The following is a 23,102-nucleotide window of genomic DNA, read 5'->3' as shown; positions in this document are numbered from 1 at the left end:
AGAGTGGAACCCAGGTCGAATTCGTCGCATTACGCCGGTTCCTGGTATCCGGCCGAGGTCGCTGCCCTTGAGGCCCTTCTGGAAGGCTCGCCGGAGTCTGTAGCCTGTTCCTCCGGCCCTCCTCGCCCGGAAGAGATCCTCTCCGCTGCGGTTCTCCCCCACGCCGGGCTCTATTACAGTGCCCCCGGTCAGGCTGCGTTCTGGCGGCGCTGGTACCCGCTGGAGGGCCGGAGCGCTCCCGAGGCGGTCCTGATTATTTCTCCCAGCCATTACGAGTACCTTCCCCAGGGGTGTATCCTGGGTGCCTCCTTCGCTTCCCACGAGACGCCTCTTGGTGAGATTCCGGGGCTTCTGCCCTTCTTTGGAGACCGGGATGATCCTGCTCTTCTTGCCCGGGAACACGGCTTTGAGTTGCTTTTGCCGGGCCTGCGGTTCTGGGCCGGCGAGGTTCCGACGGCGCTGATTCTGACGGGCCCCATGACCTCACCCGGAGAGGTTGTAGCCACGGCCCGGCGTCTCCTGAAGCGTCTGTCCCGGCATGTAAATCCCCGCCGTGTGCTGTGGCTTGCCAGTTCCGATTTCACCCATTACGGGGCCCGTTTCGGCTATCGCTTTTCCCGGGATGGATCGTCCCGGAACATGTCCCGGGAGAGGTGGGCGCGGGAGGTGCGGGACCGGGTTGCCCGAAACGATCAGGCCCTTGCCGACGCGGCTGCCTCGGGGAATCTTCTGCGGTATTGGGCCGCCCTGAGGGAGCCCTCTTCGGTGTGCGGGCGCTTTGCGATCGCTCTGGTTCTGGCGGTTTTGGGGGAGCTCTTCGGGCAGGAGGCTGTGGGCGGACGTTCCCTCTGCTATTATACCTCGGCGGATCGGAAGGCCTCGTCCGATCGGGATGGTTTGGAGGATCTCTCCTTTGTCTCCTACGCCACTCTGGAAATAACCCGGAAAATATCCCGGGAGAGCCCGTCGTGATGGTCTGCCGGGCGTTGCGGAGAGAACTCCTGGGATATTCCCGGGGACTTCTGGAGGAATCTCTTCTGGGAGTTCCTGCCCCCCCTCTGCCCCGGGGCGATGCTCTTCTGGAGGAGAAGCGGGGGCTCTTTGTAACGTTGCGCCTTCAGGGGGCCTTGCGGGGCTGTATCGGTCGGATTGTGGCTGAGGTGGCACTTCCCGAAACGCTGAGGCATTGCACCCTGGAAGCAGCCTTTGGTGACCGCCGCTTTTCTCCCCTCACCGGCGAAGAGTTGTCGATGCTCACCATCGAACACTCCCTTCTTTCGCCGCCCCGGCCCCTGGCCAAGGCAGAGAATCTGCGTCTCGGGGTGGACGGGGTTATTTTTTCTCTTGGCGGTGCCCGGAGCGTCTTTCTTCCCGAAGTGGCTCTTGAGCAGGGGTGGGATACACGGGCCCTGCTGGAGGCTCTGGCGCGGAAGGCGGGACTTTCTCCCCGGGCCTGGAGGGATAGCGGTGCACGGTTTCAGGTCTTCCAGACCTGTCACTATGGTGAAGATGATCGGGGTTGACGATGTGATCGAGGGATGCCCGGAATGCGACTTCTGTCTCCATCGGTGTTCTCTCCCTCCCGGTGGTACCGGCCGGTGCGGTGTGCGCCGGAACGAAGCCGGACGACTTTGCACCACGGTCTACGGTGAGATTCAGGCCTGGGCCGTCGACCCGATCGAAAAGAAACCTCTCTTTCATTTCCTGCCCGGATCCCGCACCTTTTCGCTTGCCCTGGGAGGATGCAATTTCGTCTGCCCCTTCTGCCAGAACGGGAGGATCGCTTTTTCCTCCCGCCTGGGGCCGCCCCGGGTGCGGTGGAGTCCCCGGGAGACGGTGGAGGCCTGGCAGAGATCACAGACCCCCACGCTCTCCTTTACCTACACTGAACCGGGAGTGTGGCAGGACTACCTTCGGGATGTCGCGGCTCTGGCCCGGAAGGAGGGGGCCAGGATCGTGATGGTGACAAATGGATATCTCACCTCCGAGGCTCTGGATCGGCTGATCCCCCTGGTGGATGCCTTTAATGTGGATCTGAAGGGAGGGCCCGGGTTTTATGGAAAATACTGCGGAGCTGAAGATGGCTTTGAAGGGGTGGTTGGGGCGTTGGAGCGGATCGCCCCGGTGCGGCACCTGGAGGTGACCTCTCTGGTGATCGAGGGAATTCACACCGGAGCTGAACTTGAGGGAATGTTTTCCCGCCTCGTGTCTGCCGGTGTATCGGTATGGCATCTGAGCCGGTTTTTTCCCGCCGGATCCATGAGCCACCGGGCTCCCACGGGAGAAGCCTTTCTGGAGGAGCTTCTGGAGCGATTTTCCCGCAAGGGTGGTGATGGGGGGCGTATTCCTTTTATCTACGGAGGAAACTGCCGACACATGAGATATCAGAGGACGCTTTGTCCCCGTTGTGGTAGCTTGTGTATCAGCCGGGGCCGGTCCGCTGGGGATTATACCCGTTTGGGCAGGTGTCCCTCCTGCGGAGCGAAGATTTACGGGGTGTTCTCCGGGTCCTCCGGAGGTAATAATATTGAGGCTTCTGTGGAATGAGGAGGATACATGGTGATACAGCGATGCAAAACACGGCTCTTCTCACTGGTGCTGGTTGTGGCGGGGCTTGCCCTGGGTGGCGCTCCTCTGGCCGGGCAGAGTTCCTTTTCGGGTGGTATGGGAGTTAATTTTTTCCGCTATGACAAGGCCTATCTGACTGCTCTGAGCGCAACCTACCTGCATGGTTTGGGGGAGGGGCTGGAGTTGAACCTGGGGGCCGAGTTCGGGATCAATACCGATGAAAACGACAAGGGGGATACTGTCCCCAGTTTTCTTATTCCCCTGAATCTGGGACTGAACTTCACCTTTCCCCAGGATCTGGTGACCTTTGTATTTGGAACGGGCCTCTCGCCGGTCTTTAACTTTAATCCTGACACGGATGATGAATTTTACTTTTATATGGGGCCCTATGTGAAGGGTGCGGTGCGTATCAGGGTGCATCCTATCATGAGTCTCTACACCGAGGTTCAGCAGGATCTCCTGATCGGTGGTGACGACTGGATTAACACGGGGACGCGGTTCAGTCTGGGAATCAACTTTGCTCTGGATCCACTGACTCCCTGAAAATCCTTCGTGAGGGCTGTGCCGTGCCTGGTTTGCAGGAGCGGTGGAGCTTTCTTGGCAGGCCCCCCCTCGGGGAGGGCAAGAAAAAACCCTCTCAGGAAAGGAGGTGGAAAACCTGAGAGGGTACGTAAAGAAATCTGGCCGAACCCTGACAGAGCCCGACCGTGCTGTGTTGTTGATTGGGAACATACAACAGAATTCAAAGAGAATCAACACTTCGAAGGTTCTTTTTTGGGTTTTATGTTGAGTTTTGTTCCGGTCGCGTCCAGGTAAGCTCAATGAGGCGGTTTTTCTTGATGCGGGTCACCGTGAACTCGCCTGCCACGGTACGGATACGTTCCGATCTTCCTGGAATTCGTCCCAGAATCTCTCCGATATATCCTCCCAGGGTGTGAACATCGCTGTTGCGGGTTTTCAGGGGGACCGGCAGAAAATCGTTTATTACCGAGAGAGGAATGTCTGCGCGAATTGAATAACGGTTTTCTCCCAGGGGGATGATTTTGCTCCCCTCACGAGGCTCGTGTTCATCGTAGATCTCCCCGATTATCTCCTCCAGAATATCTTCGAGACTTACGATGCCCGAGAGCCCTCCGTATTCATCCAGGACGATGGCCAGATTCAGCTTTGCCTGGAGGATCTGGTTCATGGCCTGGTCGATCCTGCGGTATTCCGGGACAAACATGGGGTCCATCATGATCGCCTTGATCGGTCGTTCCGGTTCGGCGATGGTCCTGATCAGATCCTGGGTCACGATTACTCCAACAATGTGCTCAGGGTCACGGTCGTAGACGGGAATCCGGGAGTGGCCGGTCTCCCCCACGATCTTCAGAGCCTCCCTGATGGGGGTGGTTTGATCCAGGCTGACCACGTCGGTGCGGTGGGTCATGACAGCGCTTACGGGAATATCGCTGAACCGAAAGAGGTTTTTCATGGCCCGGGATTTGTATTGCTCAAGAATGCCTGCGTTTTCGGCGTGGCGGATAATGTGGAGAAGCCCCTCCATTGTGAGGTGCCGCCGTTTCTCCCCTCCGCCGACGCGGGCTGCCAGGCGACTGAATCCTCCCAGAACAACGATAAGGGGCATCAGAATCCGGGAGAGGATATAGAGAACTCGGGCCGTGTGAAGACTGATAAACTCGTTATTTGCCAAGGCCACCTGCTTGGGAGTGATCTCGGCAAAAACCAGCATGATCAGAGTGAGCACGCCCGTCATGATGCCTACGGCGGCGCTGCCAAAGAGTCTGATGGTGATGTGCGTTGCCAGCGCGCTGGCGGCGATGTTCATCAGGTTATTGCCGATGAGAATGGTCGATAGCAGGTGGTTCGGGCGGCCCATCAGATCGTAGACCAGGATACCTTTTTTGCCGCGCGAGGATCGGATAACTGCCAACTGTTCAGGAGAGAGCGACGTGAAGGCTGATTCTGCGCCGGAGAAAAAAGCCGATCCCAGGATCAGGGCCGCAAGTGCTGTGATTGCCGGTGTGAGGTCCACAATGTCTGGAGTCTACCCTGTCGGGGAGGGGGGAGTGAAGGGGCCAGGGAAGGACCCCCTCTTTTCTTCCGGGGAGTTCCCTCCTGGCGAGGACAGGAGGAGAAGAAAGAGGGGCGGGTGAGGCCCGACAGCCCCCTAGGGGTGGTCTACTTTCAGGACGTCCTTGATCGCCTGACTGATGCTCTCTTTCGGGAGCGCGCCCACGGACATCTGGGGCTTCTCTTCCAGGGGAATAAAGAGCATCGATGGAATGCTTTGAATCCCAAAAATCTGGGCCAGCTCCTGTTCTGCATCGGTATCGACTTTGTAGATGTCGACACTGCCGGTGTATTCATCGGAGATCTCCTCCAGAATCGGGGCGATCATTTTACAGGGGCCACACCAGTCGGCGTAAAAATCTATGATTGCCGGCCGTTCTCCGAGAAATTTCCAGTCCTGGTTCTCTTCGAAATCAAAAATTTTCTCACGAAAGGTATCTTTTGTTAGTGTCTGGGTCATCGTTTTCTCTCCGATCTTGATTAAACTATATATAGTGTAACCACAATGATGCTTGTCGGCAAGGGGGGCGGCTTCCTGGAGTATTTTCCTGGAAAGGCTCTTCGAAGACGGTGCAAAGACGGTGCAAAGACCGATCCCTTGTGTTAGAGTAGACGGTATCCTATGGGTGTAGATATGGTGCGTTCCAGACGGGTTCTTGTCTTCTCTGCCGCCGCGGCATTTCTCTTTCTCTCCGGGGGGGGATCCCTGTTCTCCGGAGGTCATCCATTGTTGCCTGCCCTGGGAATCTATCTGCCTTCTGTCGAAGCTGCCGAAGTTGATCCCGGGGAGAAGGCGGCTGTACTTCCTCTTCTGGAATCGCTCCTGGAAGGAAGCCTGCGCGAGAGCGGGCGCTTCCGGCTCTATCGTGAGCGCGGTGACGGCCCTGCTCTTGAGGCCTTCTCCCCCGCCGTGGATGCCGTGGTGGCTGCCCGTGTCGGGGAGGTTTCCGGGGGAGGGCTTCAGGTTATGCTTGAACTCTTCCATCAGGGACGTTCTGTCTGGGTTCAACGACAGGATCTCCCCTCGGGAGAAGATGCTCCCGGGTCGTTCTCCGTCCTTTTTCGGTTGATCGAGGCCACCCGGGAGAGGCTGGAAGGGTATTTCCCCGATCATGGTCGAGTTCTCTTGCGGAATGAGGGTGTTCCCGGGGCCTACGCTGTCTATGCGGGGGGGGAACTCCTTGGTCATGGCCTCGAGGAGGTGATTCTGCCCGCCGGAACGCACCGCCTCGAGCTCTGGCGCCTTCAGGGAGATCTGGAGTATCCCCTGGCGCAGCGCACCGTCACGATTGCTCCCGGGGAGGTGCTGGAGGTGCGCTTTGCCCTGCAGGAGGATTCGGGGACGCCCGGTCTTTCCTTTTTTGGCGGTTTTGCCGACGACTGGTACGCACTCTTCGATCTCCGGGCTGCACTCATGATACCCATGGAAGGGCTCGATCAGTTTAGTGGTCTTGCCGGGGGAGGCTTTGCCACGGTTCTCTTTAACGATGTCTTTTTCAGGCACCACGTTCTGGGGGTGGAGGCGGGATTTATCTCCTTCGATCCGGACCTGAAAGATTCCGATGATCCTCTTGATGCAACTCTGGAGGCGGCCTTGCTGCTCCTTACCACGGGAATATCCTTCGGTCCTGTCCCGGTGGCCGATATGGCCCTTCGGGGAGGGGTCGGCATCGCCATGACAAACTCCTCGGTGCGCGATGGAAAAGATGGGGGCGGGGTCGTATCGGATGACTCCGACGCCAGTTATCAGCCTGCCTTTTCCTCTTCCCTGGATATCGGAATCGGTCTGGGCAACACGGGGCGGTTGTCTATTTCCGTCGGGTATTACGGGATATACGACGAGGGAGAGCTTTTCTCTTTCCTCGGGCTGGGTCTTGGCTTGGGGGCCCGGTTCTAGGCGCCAAAATCGCCAAAAGCGACAAAAGCGCCATAAGATAGCGGGAGCGCCGAAAGGATACTATGGAAAGTGCGCAGATCATTGATCAGGTCGACCTGATCCGGGAGGTTTTTTCCTACGCCCATCGTTTCCGGGGAAAAACCTTCGTTATTCATGTTGATTATGGGGCTGTGGACGATTCCCGGCTGAACGGGCTGATCCAGGACCTGGTGCTGCTCCACAAATCGGGTATCCGGATTCTTCTGGTTCCCGGGGCCAGACAGCGCATCGACGAGGTGTTGACGCGGTATAATATTCCCTGGCGACGTGAGGGAGGTGTCCGGATCGCCTCGTCCGAGGCTATTCCTTTTATAAAGATGGCCGCTGTGGATGTGACGAACCGGTTCATGACCCTCCTGAGCGTGCACCACACCAACGCCGTGGTGGGAAACTGGGTGCGGGCCCGAGGGTTGGGAGTTCTCGAGGGAGTGGATTACCACCATGCCGGAGTGGTGGAGCGGGTGCAGCTTGATCTGATCCGGCAGACGCTGGAACAGGGGATTATCCCGATCTTTCCCTGCATCGGCTGGAGCGTCAGCGGCAAGCCCTACAATATTTCCTCCCGGGAGCTGGCCTTCCGGATCGCCGTCTCTCTGGAGGCGGATAAACTCTTTTTTATCACCGACCAGATGGGGATCAACGGAAAGGATTTCAACCTGCCCCAGGGTGTGGATACCGCCGGAGATGGCCGGGTGAGCCGCCTCTCGGTGGAGGAGGCCCGGGAGTTTTTGCGCCTGAATGGCATTCATGATCTTGAACTGGGCCGCCCTGCAGCAGGCGGGGAGGGACGGGCCGATGCTGCGGCAACTCCCGGGGCAACGCCCAAGCCGAGTGGCTACTATGAGGGCCAGCGGGAGATCCTGGAGTATCTGCGGCTCGCCTACCTTGCCGCAGGGGTCTCGGTAAACCGGGTCCATATGGTGGATGGGCGGCGCGACGGGGTGCTCCTGGTGGAAGTCTTCAGCAATCTCGGGGTGGGCACCATGGTTCATGCCAACGCCTACCAGAGTATCCGTTCCGTTCGGCTTGACGAGGTTCCCAAGCTTCTGAGCCTGATCAGGCCCCTGGCGGACTCGGGTGTTCTTGTCGTACGCACCCAGGAAGAGATCGAGTCGATGTACCAGGATTTTGTGGTTCACGAGACCGATGGCCGCCTCCACGGGTGCGGAGCGCTTCACACATATTCTTCCGGTCAGGGGGAGATCGCGGCGATCGCCGTGGACCCTTCCTTCGAGGAGCTGGGAATTGGCCGGAAGATTGTGCTCTACCTGATCTCGCTGGCGCGGGAACGGGGGTTGCGGGGGGTCTTCGTTCTTACCACCCGGACAGGGGACTGGTTCGAGTCGATCGGGTTTTCCCGGGTTTCTCCCGATGAACTCCCCAGGGAGAAACGTCAGCGCTACGATGCAGACCGAAAGAGCCAGGTCCTGTATCTTTCGATGGATACCTCCTGGGAGGCGTCTCAGGTCTCCGGTGCGGTCCCCCTCCCGGGATAGTCTGCTTCCGGCAGCAGACTGTCCCGGCAGCAAACTGTCCCGGCAGCAGACTGCCCCGGCAGCAGACTGCCCTGGAAGATAACTGCCCCGGAAGAGATTGCCAGCTGCGCCGACTCTCGGTATATTACGGTGCATACAAACGATATCTAATTCCAACTCACAGGAGACATTCCATGGCGAAGCATCAGTTTCAAACCGAAGTAAACCAGTTACTTCATCTTATCATCCACTCCCTCTACTCCCACAAGGAAATTTTCCTGCGGGAGCTTATCTCCAACTCCAGTGATGCCCTGGATAAGCTGAAGTATCTTACCCTTACGGACGATTCCTTCAAAGATCTCTCTTTTGATCCCCGAATCGATATTACCTTCTCTGAAGAGGGGGATGAGAAGACCCTGAGCGTGAGCGATACGGGAATCGGCATGAACCAGGAAGATCTGGTGGAGAACCTGGGTACGATTGCCCGGAGCGGGACCAAAGCTTTTCTGGGAAACCTTACGGGGGACAGCAAAAAAGACTCCAACCTGATTGGCCAGTTCGGGGTCGGGTTCTACTCGGTTTTTATGGTGGCAGACCGGGCCGAGGTGATTACCAGAAAAGCTGGTGAAGAGACCGCCTGGAAATGGGTGAGCGATGGCCAGGGAGAGTTCGATATCACCCCCGCCGAGCGTGAAAGTTGCGGTACCACCGTGACCTTGCATCTGGGCGAAGAGGGGAGCGAGTTCGCCTCACGCTGGCAGATTGAACAGATTGTGAAGAAGTACTCGAATCACATCGCCTTTCCCATCTTCCTGCACTATGTGAAGACCGAGTACGACGATAAGGGCAAGGAGAAGGGATCCACTCCCACGGAGGAGCAGATCAACAGCGCGGCAGCACTCTGGAAGCGCTCCAAGAACGAGATCACGGCCGAGGAATATAACGAGTTCTACAAGACGATCAGCCATGACACAGAGGATCCCCTCATGCATCTCCACACCCGGGCCGAGGGAACCATGGAGTACACCACCCTCTTTTTTGTGCCCTCCAAGGCTCCGCTGGATATGTATCAGGCGGATTACCGCCCCGGAGTGAAGCTCTATGTAAAGCGGGTCTTTATCACCGACGATGAGAAGGATCTGATGCCGACCTACCTGCGGTTTCTCCGGGGGGTGATCGATTCCGAGGATCTTCCTCTGAACGTGAGCCGCGAAATTCTGCAGCAGAATCGGATGATGGCAAAGATACGGGAGAGCTCGGTGAAGAAGGTTCTGGGCGAGTTTGTCCGGATTGCCCAGGAGGATCCCCAGCGGTGGCTCTCCTTTGTGGAGCACTATAATCGGCCCCTGAAAGAGGGTCTCTATTCGGACTTTGCCAACCGCGAGACCCTGCTGGAGCTGGTGCGGTTCCGCAGCACCAAGGTTGAAGGTTGGACGAGTCTGGCCGAGTACAAGCAGCGTATGTTGCCCGATCAGAAGGCGATCTACTATATCACCGGCGATAACGAGCAGACCCTGCGAAACTCTCCCCTCCTCGAGGCGTACCGCAAGAAGGATCTGGAAGTACTGATCATGGCCGACGATGTGGATGAGCTGGTGGTTCCCATGATCGGAACCTACAAGGAGGTGGAGCTCAAGTCGGTAAATCGCTCTGATGCTGGTAAGGATCTGGAGGCCGAGAAGGATCAGGAAAAGGACGAGGCTCTCAAGCCGCTTCTGGAGCGCATGAAGACTGTTTTGGGAGATCGGGTAAAGGATGTGGTCACCTCGGTGCGTCTTGCCGATAGTCCCAGTTGTATAGTGGTGGACGAGAGCGATCCCACCATGAAGATGGCCCAGATGATGAAAGCCATGGGGCAAACTGATTTGCCCGAGATCAAGCCGATCCTGGAGGTGAATCCCGATAGTGCCATTGTGTTGCGCATGAAGGAACTTGCCGATGAGGATCGCTTTGCCGATGCGGCTTTCCTGTTGCTGGATCAGGCGTTGCTCGTGGAGGGGGCTCCCGTGCAGAACCCGGCGGAATTTGTGAAACGCCTCAACCGTGTTATGGAGCAGGGGCTCGCCTAGGACTGTCTCTTTCGGGATTTCCCCTGGGGGTGGTCAGCCTCCCCCCAGGGGGCCGTTGGTCTCCCGGTAGGTGCGAGGGCTCACCCCCTCGTACTTCCGGAAGACCGTGGAGAAGTAGCTGTCGCTCTCGAACCCCACCTGGCGGGCTATGTCGTGAACCTTGTCGCGAGGGTTGCGCAGAAGCAGATTCTTGGCGCGCTCCACCCGACGTTGATTGATGTACTCCGTGGGACGATACCGGGTGATAGATTTGAAGAGCTCGCAGAAATACTGGGGCGTAACGCCCACCTCCTGTGCCAGATCCTCCAGAGTCAGGGACCGGTGGATCTCCCGCTCGATACGGTCCAGGGCGGGTTTCAGGCGGCGAACGTGGGCGTCGTGGCTTGTTCCTCCGGCGGAATGGACAAACTTGAAAAAGTCCATCATTAACTGGTAGACCACAACGGATCCGTCGATGCCCCGGAGGGGGTAGTCGCTTTTGAGGATTCCCAGGGCCTTTCTGATGTGGCTTGCCAGAGCCATCGGTTCTGCCACGCCGTAGACGCCGGTGGTGGACATTCCCAGGTACGAGAGCATATCCCGCACATGGTATCCGCTGAAGGTTATCCAGTGCACATACCAGGGATCCTCCAGGGCCTGGTAGCGGTGAGGCTCGTTGGGGTGCAGCAGGAGCCCTTCTCCGGGACGGGCGGTGTGCGTGTCGTCCCCCTGGCTGAGGGACCCCGTACCGGAGATCGTTTGAATCCACTGAAAAGCAGGAAAACCGAAGGGACGCTTCACGGGGTACTGGAAAAAATCGCACCCCGCGCCAACCAGCTGGTAGGGGAGTTCGTTTTCTATCTCCGAGGGTTGCCCCAGGACAAAGTCGCCGTCCCGGCGGCCCCGGTCGTGCTGATTTTCCACAATAGACCTTCCTGACCGGAGGATTTTACAACAAACCTCACTATTGTGATACGGCGGAGACGGCCTCTTTGCGAAACGTTCCCTTCTTTCTGCATAAAAATCCATTTTAATCTTTTTTTATGCGCAATTTGTGGTTTTTTATGCGAAATTTTGTTCGTTCTGAATAATTGGAAAGTTCCGGAAAATATTGAGATTGACCGACCGACGGAGTGACGGGAGAATATCAGAGGATGCCAATCAAGGAGGAAAGACAGAATGAGACGATGCAGAACCCTTATGGTGCTGGTCCTGGCTACCCTGATAGCGGGTGTGGCCTTCGGAGGCGGCCAAAAAGAGGATCAATCCCGCCGGCTGGTGATAAACTCCAATCTTTCAGATCCTGCCCCGCGCGCAGCCTTTGCCGAGGTGGTGGAGCAGTTTCGGGAGGAGAATCCCGACCTGGACGTGGTGGTCAACACCTTTGATCACGAAGCCTACAAGACGGCGATCAGGAACTTCCTGGTGGCCGATCCGCCCGATGTGGCCCTCTGGTTTGCCGGGGAACGGATGAAGTATTTCGTCGACCAGGGGCTTCTGGAAGACATCAGCGATGTCTGGGCCGAGAATGATCTTCACCGCGCCATGGCCTCGTCGCGGCTGGCGGCCACCGTTGACGGACGGCAGTACGGGGTGCCCTGGGGGTACTACCAGTGGGGCGTCTACTATCGAAAGGACATCTTTGCCGAGCACGGCCTGGAGGTTCCCGAGACGTGGGATGAGTTCATCGCCCTGGGCGAGGTCCTGAAGAATCAGGGCATCACCCCCGTTACGATCGGAACTCGCTACCTCTGGACCACGGCGGGGTGGTTCGATTATCTCAACCTGAGGATCAACGGTTATGATTATCATATGCGCCTCATGGCCGGGGAAGCGTCGTATCTTGATTCCGAGCTGGACCGGGTCTTTGAGGTTTGGCAGGACCTGGTAGACCGGGAGTTTTTCCTGGCAAACCATGCTACCTACTCCTGGCAGGAGGCTCAGGCTCCACTGATCAACGGTACCGCAGCGATGTATCTGATCGGCAACTTCATCATACCCGATATGGAAGCTGCGGGAGTCGGCGACAAGATGGGATTTTTCCAGTTTCCCGTGATCGACCCCTCTGTAGGGATCTACGAGGACGCACCTACCGAGACCTATCACATTCCTGCGGGGGCACGGAACAAGGAAGGGGCGCGACGGTTTCTGGCGTTCGCTTCCCGTCCCGATGTGCTGGCTCAGTTTGCCGCAGCAACGGGGAACATTTCTCCCCACCGGGATTCTCCCCCGCCCCGGGATCCCTTCGTGCTGAAGGGTTTCGAGATGCTCAACGCTGCCGACGGGTTGGCCCAGTTCTACGATCGCGACACCAGCGAGGAGATGGCCCGCCACGGTATGGAGGGGTTCCAGGAGTTTATGGTGAATCCCGACCGGCTCGAGAGAATCCTCCAGCGTCTGGACAGGCGGCGCGAGGAGATTTTCAGCCGGTGATCGTCTGTGCCCGACGACACAGGTAGTCCGGCAGGCACCGCGAATGCTCCATGAGTTATACCTGTAGGGGATGGTTCCCGATCCCGGGGGTCCGGGGTCGGGAGCCGTTTTGGTTATCGTCCTGCTCTGTAGAGGTTATGCGTGAATAAAGATATCGAATACCGCTGGTTGCGGCTGCAATACCGGTTTGCGCCAGTCTATTTTCTTGCTCCGGCGGTTCTGCTTTTTACGATCTTCGTGGTCTGGCCGGTGCTTCAGAGTTTCTGGATCAGCCTGCATCATTGGTCAGGGTTCGGGCCCATGACCTGGGCGGGCCTGGCAAACTACGAGCGTCTTCTGGGTGATGACCGGTTCCACATTTCTCTGGCGAACAACATCCGCTGGCTGGTGGTGATGATGCTGGCTCCGGTGGGGGGGCTTGTCCTGGCGCTCTTTCTGAACCAGAACATACGGGGAATACGGATGGTAAAATCGCTCTTCTTTTTCCCCTTCGTCATAAATCTGGTGGTGATCGGTCTGGTTTTCTCCTGGTTCTACAACCCTGATCTGGGCCTTCTTGCAGTGCTATTCCGTTCTTTGGGAATGAAACCGATTCCTATCCTGGCCGATGAGCGACTTGCCACCTACGCGGTGATCGCGGCAAATCTCTGGCCCCAGACGGCGTACTGCATGATCCTCTATTTGACAGGGCTCACCAGCATGAACGCCCAGGTAGTGGAGGCGGCCCGTATAGACGGAGCTGCAGGAATGAAGATGCTCTGGCATGTGATTATTCCGCAGCTACGGGGGGCTTCCTTTGTAGCATTCGTGGTGACGATTGTGGGGGCGCTCCGGAGCTTCGACCTGATTGCGATCATGACCGGGGGCGGCCCCTGGGGAAGGACCAATGTTCTGGCCTACCAGATGTATAACGAGGCCCTTTTCAACTTTAACATGGGCTATGGCGCGGCGATCGCTGTGGTGCTCTTTCTGATCATGTCGGTTTTTATCGCCTTTTTTCTGCGGACCGTCGTGAAAAACGAGAGGTAATGCTGTGTTTCCAACACCAATAGAACGAACCCCCCGGGTTGTGCGGGTGCTCTACCACCTGGCTGTGCCCCTGGTGCTCCTGCTCTGGCTTCTTCCCATGCTGGCTATTCTTGTTACCTCCCTGCGGGGAAACCAGGATATCATCGCCGGAAATTACTGGGGCTGGCCTTCGGAGTTCCGGATGATCCAGAATTACGCCGAGGTCTTTAACCCTGCCCGCAGCCCCATGGTGCGGTATTTCATAAACAGCCTGGTGATTACCCTGCCTTCGGTCTTTATGGCCATTTTTTTCAGCGCCATGGCGGGGTACACCCTGGCTATCCACAGGTTTCGGGGGAGAATTCTCCTGTACGCGATATTTATTGCCGGAAACTTTGTGCCCTTTCAGATTCTGATGATCCCCGTGCGGACGATCTTTGGAAACCTGGGGCTCCTGGATACGCTTCGGGCGCTGATCATCTTTCATACCTCCTTTCAGATAGGGTTTGCCACCTTTTTTCTGCGGAACTTTATCGCTGATCTGCCCATTTCCCTGGTGGAATCGGCTCGTATGGAGGGAGCCTCCGAGATGGGCGTCTTTTTCCGGGTTATTCTGCCCTTGATTCGTCCTGCTCTGGCTTCTTTGGGAGTTCTGCTCTTTACCTTTGTGTGGAACGATTTCTTTTGGGCTCTGACACTTGTTCAGAGTGATGCTGCCCGGCCGGTAACTTTCGGACTTCAGGCGTTGCGAGGGCAGTGGTCTATCGCCTGGAACCTGATTTCTGCCGGGTCTGTGGTGGCGGCGCTTCCGTCGGTGCTGGTTTTCTTTGTGTTGCAGAGGCAGTTTATCGCGGGTCTGACCTTTGGAGGGGTAAAGGAATGATGATGTCTGCCGGAAGTGGTGATTTGATTACCTGTCGGGAGGGTGACGGGGATCGGCGAGGCCCGATCTTCTCCTTGCGGTGTGGCAGGCCTGTTCAGGGTGGCAGGCAAATCCGGTACGAGCTGGAGGTGGTGGACGGCACCTGGGTGTCGTCCCGTCACTGGGGGCCGTTCGAGGCGGGGGATCGTCCTTTGCCCGGTCGTGCTGATTACATGACGACTCTTCCCTGGAGGTCCGGTCAGGGGATTTTCTCTCCGGATCTTCTTCCCCGGGAGTATCCTTCCTGGGGAACGGGAGAGCTTCGGGCTCCCGCCTGGATGGTGCGTCGCCACGATGGAACCCGGGCAGGATCTCTGGAATATCGTGGTTACGGGATACACCGGGAGCCTCGGGAGGTTGATGCTCTTCGTCCTCGGGGGCTTCCCTGGGTGAAGCACCGGAACATGGAGGTTCTTCGGGTCGATTGCGCTGACCCTGCCGGGGGGGTGGAGGTATCGCTCTTCTATGGTGTGGTCGGGGATATCCCGATCCTTCTGCGGTGGGTTCGTGTTACCAATAGCGGGAGCACACCGGTGGAACTGGAGCAGGTGGCCTCGGCCTCGGTTGATCTTCCTGCCGAGCCCCTGGAAATGATCACCTTGAACGGCGCCTGGGCTCGGGAGCGTTCTTTCCACCGGAGGCCTCTGGGTCCGGGGGTTCAGCTTGTGGAGAGTCGGGGTGGTTCGTCAGGGCATCACCATGCTCCCTTCGTGGCGGTGGCCGAACCCGGATGTTGCGAGGATCATGGAACGCTCTGGGGACTCTCCCTGGTCTACAGCGGCAACCACCGCCACCAGGTGGAGGTGGATCAATACGGGCAGGTGCGGCTCCAGGCGGGGATAAATCCTCTGGGGTTTGCCTGGCACCTGAAGCCGGGCGAGTCCTTTGATGCACCCCTGTGCGTGCTCGGTTGTTCCGATCAAGGGTTTAACGGTCTGAGCGAGGCCCTGCACCGGTTTGTGCGGGAGGCGCTTCTGCCGGTTCCCTGGAGAGATCGGGACAGGCCGATTGTTGCAAATACCTGGGAAGCCCATTACTTCGATGTGAACGGGGAAAAGGTGGCTGATCTTGCCCGTGAGGCTGCTCGGGTTGGGGCCGAGGTGCTGGTTCTGGACGATGGATGGTTTCGCGGACGCCACGACGATACGTCTTCTCTGGGCGACTGGACTCCCGACGGGGAGAAGTTTCCCCGAGGTCTTCGGCCCGTGGCAGAGGCGGTCCATCTGCAGGGACTTCGCTTCGGTCTGTGGATGGAGCCGGAAATGGTGAGTCCCCGGAGCGATCTTTTCCGGGATCATCCCGAGTGGGTTCTGGGAATTGCCGGTCGTGATCCTACCCTGGCCCGGAATCAGCTGGTCCTGGATCTGGCAAACCCCGAGGTGGTGGAATATCTCACCGGGGTGATACGGCAGGTTCTGGCGTCGGCGCCGATCGACTATCTCAAGTGGGACATGAACCGTCCCATGAGCGAGGCCGCATCGCCTTCTCTTCCCGCCGATGCCCAGGGCGAGGTGATGCACCGGTATATTCTGGGGCTCTACCGGATTCTGGAGGCAATTACCGAAGAGTTTCCTGATCTCCTGATCGAGGGCTGCGCCGGTGGCGGTGGGCGTTTCGATTACGGAATGCTGGCCTGGACACCCCAGTTCTGGACGAGTGACCAGACCGATGCGATTCAACGGCTTGAGATTCAGCGGGGTACGAGTATGCTGTTTCCTCCCGAGACGATGGGGGCCCATGTCTCGGCTGTTCCCAACCATCAGGTGGGTCGGGTAACACCGGCCTCGCTCCGGGCGCTCACGGCGCTGGCCTTTAATTACGGGTACGAACTTGATCTGGCTCGGGAAACAGAGGCGGACCGGCTTGTCTACCGCCGGTTTTCCGAACTCTACCGGAGGAACAGGGGTTTTTTTCGCCGCGCGCGGTTTGTCCGGTTGAAGCAGGGAGGAAACGACTGGGCCTGGGCGGCGATCGCCCCTGACCGGCAACGGGCTCTGGTTTTTTATGTCCAGGTCCTGGCCGGGGCAAACCCGGGGACGGGGAGGCTCCTCGTGCCGGGGTTGGAAGAGTACACCGATTACCGGGTGAGCCTCCTGACGAATGAACGCTGCCAGGCTGCTCCGGTGACGCTTTCGGGAGCGGCTCTGCAGGGGAGGGGCCTTGACCTTCCGCCGGCCCGGGGAGACTACGAGGGAACCCTCTGGGAGCTGATTGCGCGGGACGGAGAAAACAATAAGGAAAGAGAGCGAGGAGAACCACGCGATGATTGATCTGGAAACCCTTCGACCCTGGGCTCGCCCTGAAATAACAGGTCTGGGACGCCTGCCAGGGCGCCCCCGGATGATTCCCGAGGGGCAGTTCTCTCTGGACGGCACCTGGGAGTTTGCCCTTTTTGAGAACCCCGGGGAGGCCCTGAAGAAAGCAGAGACAGTTCTGGCGGCGGGAGATGGCCAGATTTCTCTGGAGGAGTCGATCCCTGTACCCTCAAACTGGACCCGTCAGGGTTTTGACACGCCCCACTATACCAATATAGCCATGCCCTGGCCGGAGCCGCCGCCCCACCTGCCCGAGAGAAACCCCTGCGGACTCTACCAGCGACGATTCTTTCTGCCCCGGGATTGGCAGGGGCAACGGGTGGTGCTGCACCTGGGAGGAGCCGAGAGCGTGGCTCTGGTCTGGATCAATGGAGAGCTGGCGGGGATTTCCAAGGATTCCCGAATGGAGAGCGAGTTCGATATCACGGGAGCGGTGAAGGCCCGGGGTCTCGAGACAGAACAGCATCTCCTGATTATGGTTGTTCGCTACAGCGATTCCAGCTATATCGAGGATCAGGATCAATGGTGGATGGCAGGCCTGCACCGGAGCGTTTTTCTCTACGCCACGCCTCCTGTGTTCTTGCAGGACCTCTTTGTCCGGCCCGATCCCCGGGAAGAGATTGTCCAGGTCGATCTGGAAATCGGTCGGATCGAAGAGATGGATCGACAGGACCCATCGTGCCGTGTGGAGATGTCCCTCTTCGGCCCCTGTCGACGGGACGGGGGAGGGGGTGTCCCGTCGGACCAGGAGAATCTTCCCCAGGTGGCTCGGGGAGTTCGGGAACTGTCCGGTATCTATGGATCCGAGGGACATCTCCACGATGATCCTACCGGCGGGCACCGGGCTCGTCTGATCCTGGATGTTCCTTCGCCGGTACTGTGGTGTGCCGAGGAACCGTACCTTTACCGTCTGGAGGTAACGATCGAGGGAGAACGAGGTGATGCGCAGCACCTGTCCCTCTGGGTTGGTTTCCGAACGGTCTGCGTGCAGGACCGGGAGCTCCTGGTCAATGGGAAACCGGTGCTCCTGCGCGGCGTGAACCGCCACGAGCACGATCAGGAGACGGGAAAGGTGGTGAGCCGCGAGAGCATGATCGCCGATATCGCCTTGCTGAAGCGGTTCCACTTCAACGCTGTACGGACTGCTCACTACCCCAATCATCCCGATTGGTACGACCTGTGCGACCAGTACGGGATCTATCTGGTGGACGAAGCGAATATCGAATCGCACCATTACTACAACGAAATTTGTCGGGATCCTCTCTACGCGGCGGCCTTTCTGGATCGGGGAATGCGTATGGTTCAGCGTGATAAGAATCATCCCAGCGTTATTCTCTGGTCCCTGGGGAACGAGAGCGGTTACGGTCCCAATCACGATGCTCTGGCGGGATGGATTCGTCACGCCGATCCTACCAGACCGCTCCATTACGAGGGGGCCCAGCGCAGTGAGTGGGGGCAGGGAGGGTATCAGTTTTTCCGGGGCGGCGCGGCCTCCGATGTGATCGCTCCCATGTACGCATCGGTGGAGGAGATCGTCTCCTGGGCCGAGAGCGATGCCGGAAAGGCAGATCCCCGTCCCCTGATTCTTTGCGAGTATTCTCACGCCATGGGGAATTCCAACGGCGGTCTTGCCGATTACGCCGAGGCCTTCCACGGTGTTCCCGGGCTTCAGGGCGGATTCATCTGGGATTGGGTGGATCAGGGACTTCTGGAGATATCTCCCGAGGGGACTCCCTATTGGTCCTACGGGGGTGACTATGGAGACGAGCCGAACGACCGTGATTTTTGCATTAACGGTCTGGTCTGGCCTGACAGACGCCCCCACCCGGCGATGTGGGAGTTCCGGAAGCTTTTTCAGCCCGTCTCGTTTGAACTGCTGGGCGAGGAAGAGGCCCCCGGAAGGGCCCTTCGGGGTGTGCGGATACGCAACGACTACGACTTTCTCTGCCTCCACAAGACCTCGCTGGAGTGGATTCTTTCGTGCCAGGGAGAAGAACTTGCCCGGGAGAGGGTCTCTCTGGAGAGGCTGGAACCGGGTCAGGTTCGGGATCATGGGGTGGGACGCCCCCTGACCGTATCGGGAGAGGTTGTTCTCACGGTGCGTCTTCTGAACGAGGAGGGGACCGATCTGGTTCCCCCGGGCCATCAGTTGGGATGGGAACAGTGGGTTCTGGCGGGCGAATGGACTCCCCCGGTCCCGGAGCATTCTCCCTCGCGGGGGCTCTCCCTCTCCCTGGACGGCCAGGGCCAGCCGGTGCTCTCCCTGGACGGGGACGATCACCTGGCAGGGCCGATGCCGGCTCTCTGGCGGGCGCCCACCGATAACGATCTGATTCGCGGCATGTCCGGTCAGGAAGAGAAGCCGGGAGGAGTCTGGTATCGCTTCGGGCTGGATCGGGTTTCTGTCGAGTGGGAGTTGTCCCGTGAGGGGGGGGCAGAGGAGATTCGCGGGTTTTTGAGGAGCGCCCGGGGAGATGAACTGGGGACTGCCCGTCTGTCGCTGCGCCCCTCTGGCGACGAGTCCTCCCGGGGCGGGGCTCCGGGCTGGTACGAGCTGTCTGTCTGTCTGGATGTGCTTCGGGATATTCCCGATCTTCCCCGGGCAGGGGTCCGGCTGGATTTACCCGGTTCCTACGACAGGATCGAATGGTACGGGTTTGGTCCCCAGGAGAGCTATCCCGATCGGGCCTCGGGGTATCCCCTGGGGGTGTGGAAGAGTTCCGTAGCCGATCAGTATGTTCCGTATATTGTTCCCCAGGAACACGGGGGACACAGCGGAACCCGCTATGTCTGTCTTCAGAAGGGCGATTCCGGGCGGGCTCTCTGGGTGGCTGCTCCGGCTGGCGAGAGCTTTCATTTTTCTGCGCTGGCCACGGCGCCGGAGGATCTGGACCAGCTTGCTCATACCTGGCAGGTTGCTCCCAGGGATCAGACGGTGCTGATCGTGGATCACTTTCACCGGGGCCTCGGCACGGGGGCCTGCGGTCCTGATTGTGCACACCGTCACCGCCGAGGGGGAGGAACGTTCTCCTGGAGTCTCTATCTGCGGTTTTTTTGACCCCTTGCCCGGCCCGGTTAGCCGGTTCGGTTACCCGGCCCGGTTAGCCGGTTCGGTTATCCGGTTCGGTTATATCCGGCCCGAGAGGCCGGGCGGGGTCGATGGTTCAGGGGCAGGGATCAGGGAGTCTGGTAGATCTGGCGAATTTTTTCCAGGGTTTCCGGTGAGCGGGCTGTGTAGAGGCGGCCCCTGCTCTTCCAGAGGTTCCGGTCCCGGGGATCCAGGACCCAGTCCTGATCGGTGACGGAGGAGCTCAACTCCCGGCCGTCAGAGAATTGCACCAGAAAGCCCAGGTTCCGAAGCATGGGGATTGCTCCGGCCACATCCCACAGGCGAATCTTGGCGATGTAGGCCAGATAGTTCCCCAGAAAAAGGTTGGTCAGGGAATAGACGGCGCAGCCGTTCACCTGGATCGGGTTTGGTCCGGGGAAACGGGTGGTTCGGGCGATCTCGTGGGGGAGTGCCACCATTCCTCCCGGACGGTAGGGCCGTTCCGGTGTTTCCAGGGGCTGAAGATTCTCAAAGGTCCAGCGCTGGGGGTCCCGGGGGCCCTGCTCGTAGAGCACATGGCCGTCTCTGGTGAGAAAGAGTTCTCCCGTGCAGGGAAGAAAAATTGCTCCTTCGGCAAAGCGGCCTTCCAGAAGCAGGCCCAGGGAGATACCCCAGGAAGGAAGATGGTTTGCATAGGGGGCGGTTCCATCGATGGGGTCCACCACCCAGGTGGCTCCCTGGAAGAGTTTTTCCCGGGTTGGTTGGTCCAGTTTTTCCCAGGTTTCTTCTCCAAGAAGGGTCGCCCCGGCGGCGATGCCCCGGGAGGTGGTATTTTTTTGGGGTGCAACCAGGCGTTCGGTGAAGAACTGTTCTATTTCCCGGTCGGCAGCGGTAACCAGGGACTGATCGGCTTTGTGTTCTGTCTCGGGGGCTTCGAAATGGCTCAGGGCAATTCTGCCTGCCTCGAGCATCAGATCCCGGATTTCCTCAACCTTCCAGAGTGTGTCTGTGTCTGTCATGGCGGTATTCTTCCTCATCGGTCGGGCTTTGGCAAGAACTGCCCGAGTCTGGTAGAATCACAGCCATGAAAAGCTCCAACGGGGAACAGGCCGGTATCGACGGCTACGACGACATTCACGAGAATCTGCGCTACTGGATGAACGAGCTGGTGGGGGCTGTGCCTTCGGGGAGGGCGGTGATCTACGATATCGGTGCCAACGACGGTGAGCTTACGCTTCCCTTTGCCCGAAAACCCCACAAAGTGATCGCCTTTGAGCCGGGCCGGGCAGCCCGGGAGCGGTTGCTCCAGCGGGTATCCCGTCAGGCAGATCTTCAGGCATTCACCCTCCTTCCCTGCGCGCTGGGACGCCAGCCGGGGAGAGCTGTGCTGGATGTTTACAGCGATGACACCTTTTCTTCTCTTCACGAGCGCTCTCGGGAGGATCTCCAACGGTATGGTCTTGCCGTGACGGGGACGGAAGAGGTGACAGTCCTGGCTCTGGATGGGCTCACAGGAGTGTGCCAAAAGGATACCCGGGGGACCGGAACCGCAGAATCGGATCAGACGGACCCGTTTCGCCAGGCTCTCGCGGGGGTCCTGAAGGAAGCGCTTCCCTCTGTGCCGGAGCCCCCCCTGCCTCCGCCTGATGTGGTGAAGATTGACGTGGAGGGGGCCGAGAGAGATGTCCTGGAAGGAGCTCTGGAAACGCTTCGGGACGCCGCTCCGGCGGTGGTGATGGAATATTCCTGTGTCAACACCGCCCACGCCGGCTACGACCGCAGGGAGCTTCTGGATCTGCTGCGCCGCGCCGGGTACCGCAAGATCTTTGGGCTCTACCGCAACAAGGATCGGAGGCTCTACGGCGAAGAAGCCTTTGAAGACTGTCGCATCTGGAATATCATCGCCTTTTCTGACCGCTTTGCCCTCCCTCTGGCCCGGGCAGAGCTTGGCACGGATCTGCCCTCATGACGCCCTTGCCGCCCGCCGTGTCTCCCGCGATCAGTGTGATCGTTCCCGCCCTGAACGAGGGCCGCTATCTTCCTGTTCTGCTGGACAGCCTGGAGAAACAGGATTTTTCCGATTACGAGGTGATTGTGGCCGACGCCGGGTCCACCGATGGAACGGTGGAGTGTGCCCTGAGCCGGAACTGCCGGGTTGTTTCCGGAGGGATGCCCGGGGCAGGCCGCAACGCCGGAGCAGCTGTTGCCAGAGGAGAGTTCTTTTTCTTCATCGATGCCGATGTGCGACTTCCTCTGGGGTTTTTGCGGAATGCCCACGAAGAGATAGAGCGACGTTTTATTGATTTCGCCACTTGCGAGATTCGGCCTCTCTCGGAGGTCTCTCTGGACAAGCTTCTTTTCAGCTTTGCCTCGACCATAACCCGCCTGACCCTGCGGACAGAGCCCCGTTCCTCGGGGTTCTGTCTCATCGCGAGCCGCCGCCTGTTTCGGCGCGTCGGGGGCTTTGATGAGACCATTCGTCTGGGGGAAGATCACGCCTTCGGGAAAGCCGCCGTGAAGTACCGGCCCCTGGAGTTTCTCTCCTCGGTTTGGGCCGACGTAAGCGTGCGGCGTCTTGAGAAGGAGGGGCGTCTGGCCTACGCGCTGAAGGCGATCCAGACTGATCTTCATCGGCGGTGGGTGGGGGAGATCCGGGACGACTTTATCGAATACGAGTTTGCCCACTACGATGAACCGCCCGTCTCAGCTGAAGAGGCCCCCAGTGAGACGATTCTTGCCAAGCTTGACCGGTTCCTTCTGTCTGCCGATGAAGGGATCTCCACGTTGATTGCCAATGCCAGGAGCCGTGATGCTGATCCGGCCAAAGGAGAGGGCGAGGCGGACCAGGCCCTGTTGCGGGATCGGCTTCAGTCTCAGTTTCGGCAAATATCGGTGCAGCTGCGCCGCCGCCTCCGGCGGCGCAAGAGGAAGGACCCCTAGTCCGGTGACGCTTCTTCCGATGTCGGAGTGTTCCCCGGTGCCAGGGTGTCCCGCGATGCCAGCTTGAGTTCGCCCGTGGCCCGGAGGATCTCCTCGATCTGGGAATGGTTTACATCGCTCACGCTGGAGATATCGCCGATGGCGGCACTGATCTGCTCCACGCTGGCAATGATCGTATCCATGGCGTCGCGGGAGCGCAGGGTGATCTCGCTCACGTTCCGCATGGCCGTGAGCATCTGGTCGTTCCCCGATTTCATCTCCCCCGATCCACCCTGAACCGAGCCGGTCATCTCCCTCATCTGGGTCAGGGCCTGAAGAATCTCGCCGCCTCCGGC

19 protein-coding genes are annotated in these 23,102 nt (G+C 59.0%); 14 read left to right on the top strand and 5 right to left on the bottom strand.

All coding sequences use genetic code 11. The annotated features are described in order from the left end of the window. Nucleotides 1–3 precede the first annotated feature (3 nt). The 4 genes from amrB to BW950_RS09110 are packed head-to-tail and all read left to right on the top strand — an operon-like array spanning nucleotide 4 to nucleotide 3,111. Entirely contained in the window at nucleotides 4–972 is a 969-nt protein-coding gene (amrB, locus tag BW950_RS09125; RefSeq protein WP_076488995.1) for an AmmeMemoRadiSam system protein B, read from the top strand. Further along, nucleotides 972–1,523, top strand: coding sequence for an AmmeMemoRadiSam system protein A (amrA, locus tag BW950_RS09120; protein WP_076488994.1), 552 nt, complete (start codon nucleotides 972–974; stop codon nucleotides 1,521–1,523). The genes amrB and amrA overlap by 1 nt, the downstream gene beginning before the upstream one ends. Further along, nucleotides 1,468–2,547 carry a radical SAM protein gene (locus BW950_RS09115; protein ID WP_159438769.1) on the top strand — a complete coding sequence of 360 codons (1,080 nt, stop codon included), beginning with the start codon at nucleotides 1,468–1,470 and terminating at the stop codon, nucleotides 2,545–2,547. The genes amrA and BW950_RS09115 overlap by 56 nt, the downstream gene beginning before the upstream one ends. Before the next feature lie 9 nt (nucleotides 2,548–2,556). Beyond that, nucleotides 2,557–3,111, top strand: coding sequence for a hypothetical protein (locus BW950_RS09110; RefSeq protein WP_076488992.1), 555 nt, complete (start codon nucleotides 2,557–2,559; stop codon nucleotides 3,109–3,111). 238 nt (nucleotides 3,112–3,349) lie between these two features. Here the strand turns inward: BW950_RS09110 and BW950_RS09100 are convergent, their stop codons facing one another. Further along, on the bottom strand, nucleotides 3,350–4,603 hold the full coding sequence (locus BW950_RS09100) for a hemolysin family protein (RefSeq protein WP_076488990.1): 1,254 nt from the start codon (nucleotides 4,601–4,603) through the stop codon (nucleotides 3,350–3,352). 135 nt (nucleotides 4,604–4,738) lie between these two features. After that, nucleotides 4,739–5,101, bottom strand: a complete 363-nt coding sequence (gene trxA, locus BW950_RS09095; RefSeq protein WP_076488989.1) for a thioredoxin — start codon at nucleotides 5,099–5,101, stop codon at nucleotides 4,739–4,741. Nucleotides 5,102–5,263: 162 nt separating this feature from the next. Between trxA and BW950_RS09090 the strand changes: the two genes are divergently transcribed. The 3 genes from BW950_RS09090 (at nucleotide 5,264) to htpG (ending at nucleotide 10,121) form a co-directional block, all read left to right on the top strand. Next, entirely contained in the window at nucleotides 5,264–6,538 is a 1,275-nt protein-coding gene (locus BW950_RS09090) for a hypothetical protein (RefSeq protein ID WP_076488988.1), read from the top strand. Nucleotides 6,539–6,600: 62 nt separating this feature from the next. Continuing rightward, nucleotides 6,601–8,073, top strand: a complete 1,473-nt coding sequence (locus tag BW950_RS09085; protein WP_076488987.1) for a GNAT family N-acetyltransferase — start codon at nucleotides 6,601–6,603, stop codon at nucleotides 8,071–8,073. Nucleotides 8,074–8,246: 173 nt separating this feature from the next. Next, entirely contained in the window at nucleotides 8,247–10,121 is a 1,875-nt protein-coding gene (htpG, locus tag BW950_RS09080; protein WP_076488986.1) for a molecular chaperone HtpG, read from the top strand. 33 nt (nucleotides 10,122–10,154) lie between these two features. Here htpG and BW950_RS09075 read toward each other — a convergent pair whose 3' ends face one another. Beyond that, nucleotides 10,155–11,024, bottom strand: coding sequence for an AraC family transcriptional regulator (locus tag BW950_RS09075; protein ID WP_076488985.1), 870 nt, complete (start codon nucleotides 11,022–11,024; stop codon nucleotides 10,155–10,157). A gap of 255 nt (nucleotides 11,025–11,279) precedes the next feature. Between BW950_RS09075 and BW950_RS09070 the strand changes: the two genes are divergently transcribed. The 5 genes from BW950_RS09070 to BW950_RS09050 all read left to right on the top strand — a co-directional run bounded on the left by BW950_RS09070 (nucleotide 11,280) and on the right by BW950_RS09050 (nucleotide 19,836). Then, complete coding sequence (locus BW950_RS09070; RefSeq protein ID WP_076488984.1) at nucleotides 11,280–12,533, top strand: ABC transporter substrate-binding protein; 1,254 nt, start codon at nucleotides 11,280–11,282, stop codon at nucleotides 12,531–12,533. 141 nt (nucleotides 12,534–12,674) lie between these two features. Continuing rightward, nucleotides 12,675–13,562, top strand: coding sequence for a carbohydrate ABC transporter permease (locus BW950_RS09065; RefSeq protein ID WP_234969076.1), 888 nt, complete (start codon nucleotides 12,675–12,677; stop codon nucleotides 13,560–13,562). A 4-nt stretch (nucleotides 13,563–13,566) separates the two neighbouring features. Then, a complete protein-coding gene (locus BW950_RS09060; RefSeq protein WP_076488983.1) occupies nucleotides 13,567–14,424 on the top strand; it encodes a carbohydrate ABC transporter permease in 858 nt (285 codons plus the stop codon). Next, the gene (locus BW950_RS09055) at nucleotides 14,421–16,733 is read left to right on the top strand and encodes an alpha-galactosidase (RefSeq protein WP_083943888.1); all 2,313 of its coding nucleotides are present in this window, start codon (nucleotides 14,421–14,423) and stop codon (nucleotides 16,731–16,733) included. The genes BW950_RS09060 and BW950_RS09055 overlap by 4 nt, the downstream gene beginning before the upstream one ends. Beyond that, nucleotides 16,726–19,836, top strand: a complete 3,111-nt coding sequence (locus BW950_RS09050) for a glycoside hydrolase family 2 (RefSeq protein ID WP_076488981.1) — start codon at nucleotides 16,726–16,728, stop codon at nucleotides 19,834–19,836. Before BW950_RS09055 ends, BW950_RS09050 begins: the two co-directional genes overlap by 8 nt. A 119-nt stretch (nucleotides 19,837–19,955) precedes the next feature. On the opposite strand, the gene BW950_RS09045 is transcribed toward BW950_RS09050, so the two are convergent. After that, nucleotides 19,956–20,846: an inositol monophosphatase family protein gene (locus BW950_RS09045; RefSeq protein ID WP_076488980.1), complete on the bottom strand. Its 891-nt coding sequence runs from the start codon at nucleotides 20,844–20,846 to the stop codon at nucleotides 19,956–19,958. 65 nt (nucleotides 20,847–20,911) lie between these two features. On the opposite strand from BW950_RS09045, the gene BW950_RS09040 reads away from it, so the two are divergent. Together BW950_RS09040 and BW950_RS09035 are read left to right on the top strand one after the other, a co-directional pair. Then, the gene (locus BW950_RS09040) at nucleotides 20,912–21,796 is read left to right on the top strand and encodes an FkbM family methyltransferase (protein WP_076488979.1); all 885 of its coding nucleotides are present in this window, start codon (nucleotides 20,912–20,914) and stop codon (nucleotides 21,794–21,796) included. After that, on the top strand, nucleotides 21,793–22,767 hold the full coding sequence (locus BW950_RS09035) for a glycosyltransferase (protein ID WP_076488978.1): 975 nt from the start codon (nucleotides 21,793–21,795) through the stop codon (nucleotides 22,765–22,767). The genes BW950_RS09040 and BW950_RS09035 overlap by 4 nt, the downstream gene beginning before the upstream one ends. Here BW950_RS09035 and BW950_RS15130 read toward each other — a convergent pair. Continuing rightward, the coding region (locus BW950_RS15130) for a methyl-accepting chemotaxis protein (protein WP_159438768.1) at nucleotides 22,764–23,102 on the bottom strand (339 nt) is incomplete at its 5' end. The two genes, BW950_RS09035 and BW950_RS15130, sit on opposite strands and share 4 nt — an antisense overlap.

The organism is Alkalispirochaeta americana, assembly GCF_900156105.1.
Taxonomy (GTDB): Bacteria; Spirochaetota; Spirochaetia; order DSM-27196; family Alkalispirochaetaceae; genus Alkalispirochaeta; species Alkalispirochaeta americana.
Note: the sequence above shows the minus strand (reverse complement) of the source record. Positions and strands in the feature narration are given on the sequence as shown.

Bases quoted from the DNA above. Each gene is read 5' to 3' on its own strand.
- amrA (WP_076488994.1), top strand. From the start codon at position 972: ATGGTCTGCCGGGCGTTGCGGAGAGAACTCCTGGGATATTCCCGGGGA.
- BW950_RS09110 (WP_076488992.1), top strand. From the start codon at position 2,557: ATGGTGATACAGCGATGCAAAACACGGCTCTTCTCACTGGTGCTGGTT.
- trxA (WP_076488989.1), bottom strand. From the start codon at position 5,101: ATGACCCAGACACTAACAAAAGATACCTTTCGTGAGAAAATTTTTGAT.
- BW950_RS09090 (WP_076488988.1), top strand. From the start codon at position 5,264: ATGGGTGTAGATATGGTGCGTTCCAGACGGGTTCTTGTCTTCTCTGCC.
- BW950_RS09085 (WP_076488987.1), top strand. From the start codon at position 6,601: ATGGAAAGTGCGCAGATCATTGATCAGGTCGACCTGATCCGGGAGGTT.
- htpG (WP_076488986.1), top strand. From the start codon at position 8,247: ATGGCGAAGCATCAGTTTCAAACCGAAGTAAACCAGTTACTTCATCTT.
- BW950_RS09070 (WP_076488984.1), top strand. From the start codon at position 11,280: ATGAGACGATGCAGAACCCTTATGGTGCTGGTCCTGGCTACCCTGATA.
- BW950_RS09055 (WP_083943888.1), top strand. From the start codon at position 14,421: ATGATGATGTCTGCCGGAAGTGGTGATTTGATTACCTGTCGGGAGGGT.
- BW950_RS09050 (WP_076488981.1), top strand. From the start codon at position 16,726: ATGATTGATCTGGAAACCCTTCGACCCTGGGCTCGCCCTGAAATAACA.
- BW950_RS09045 (WP_076488980.1), bottom strand. From the start codon at position 20,846: ATGACAGACACAGACACACTCTGGAAGGTTGAGGAAATCCGGGATCTG.
- BW950_RS09040 (WP_076488979.1), top strand. From the start codon at position 20,912: ATGAAAAGCTCCAACGGGGAACAGGCCGGTATCGACGGCTACGACGAC.
- BW950_RS09035 (WP_076488978.1), top strand. From the start codon at position 21,793: ATGACGCCCTTGCCGCCCGCCGTGTCTCCCGCGATCAGTGTGATCGTT.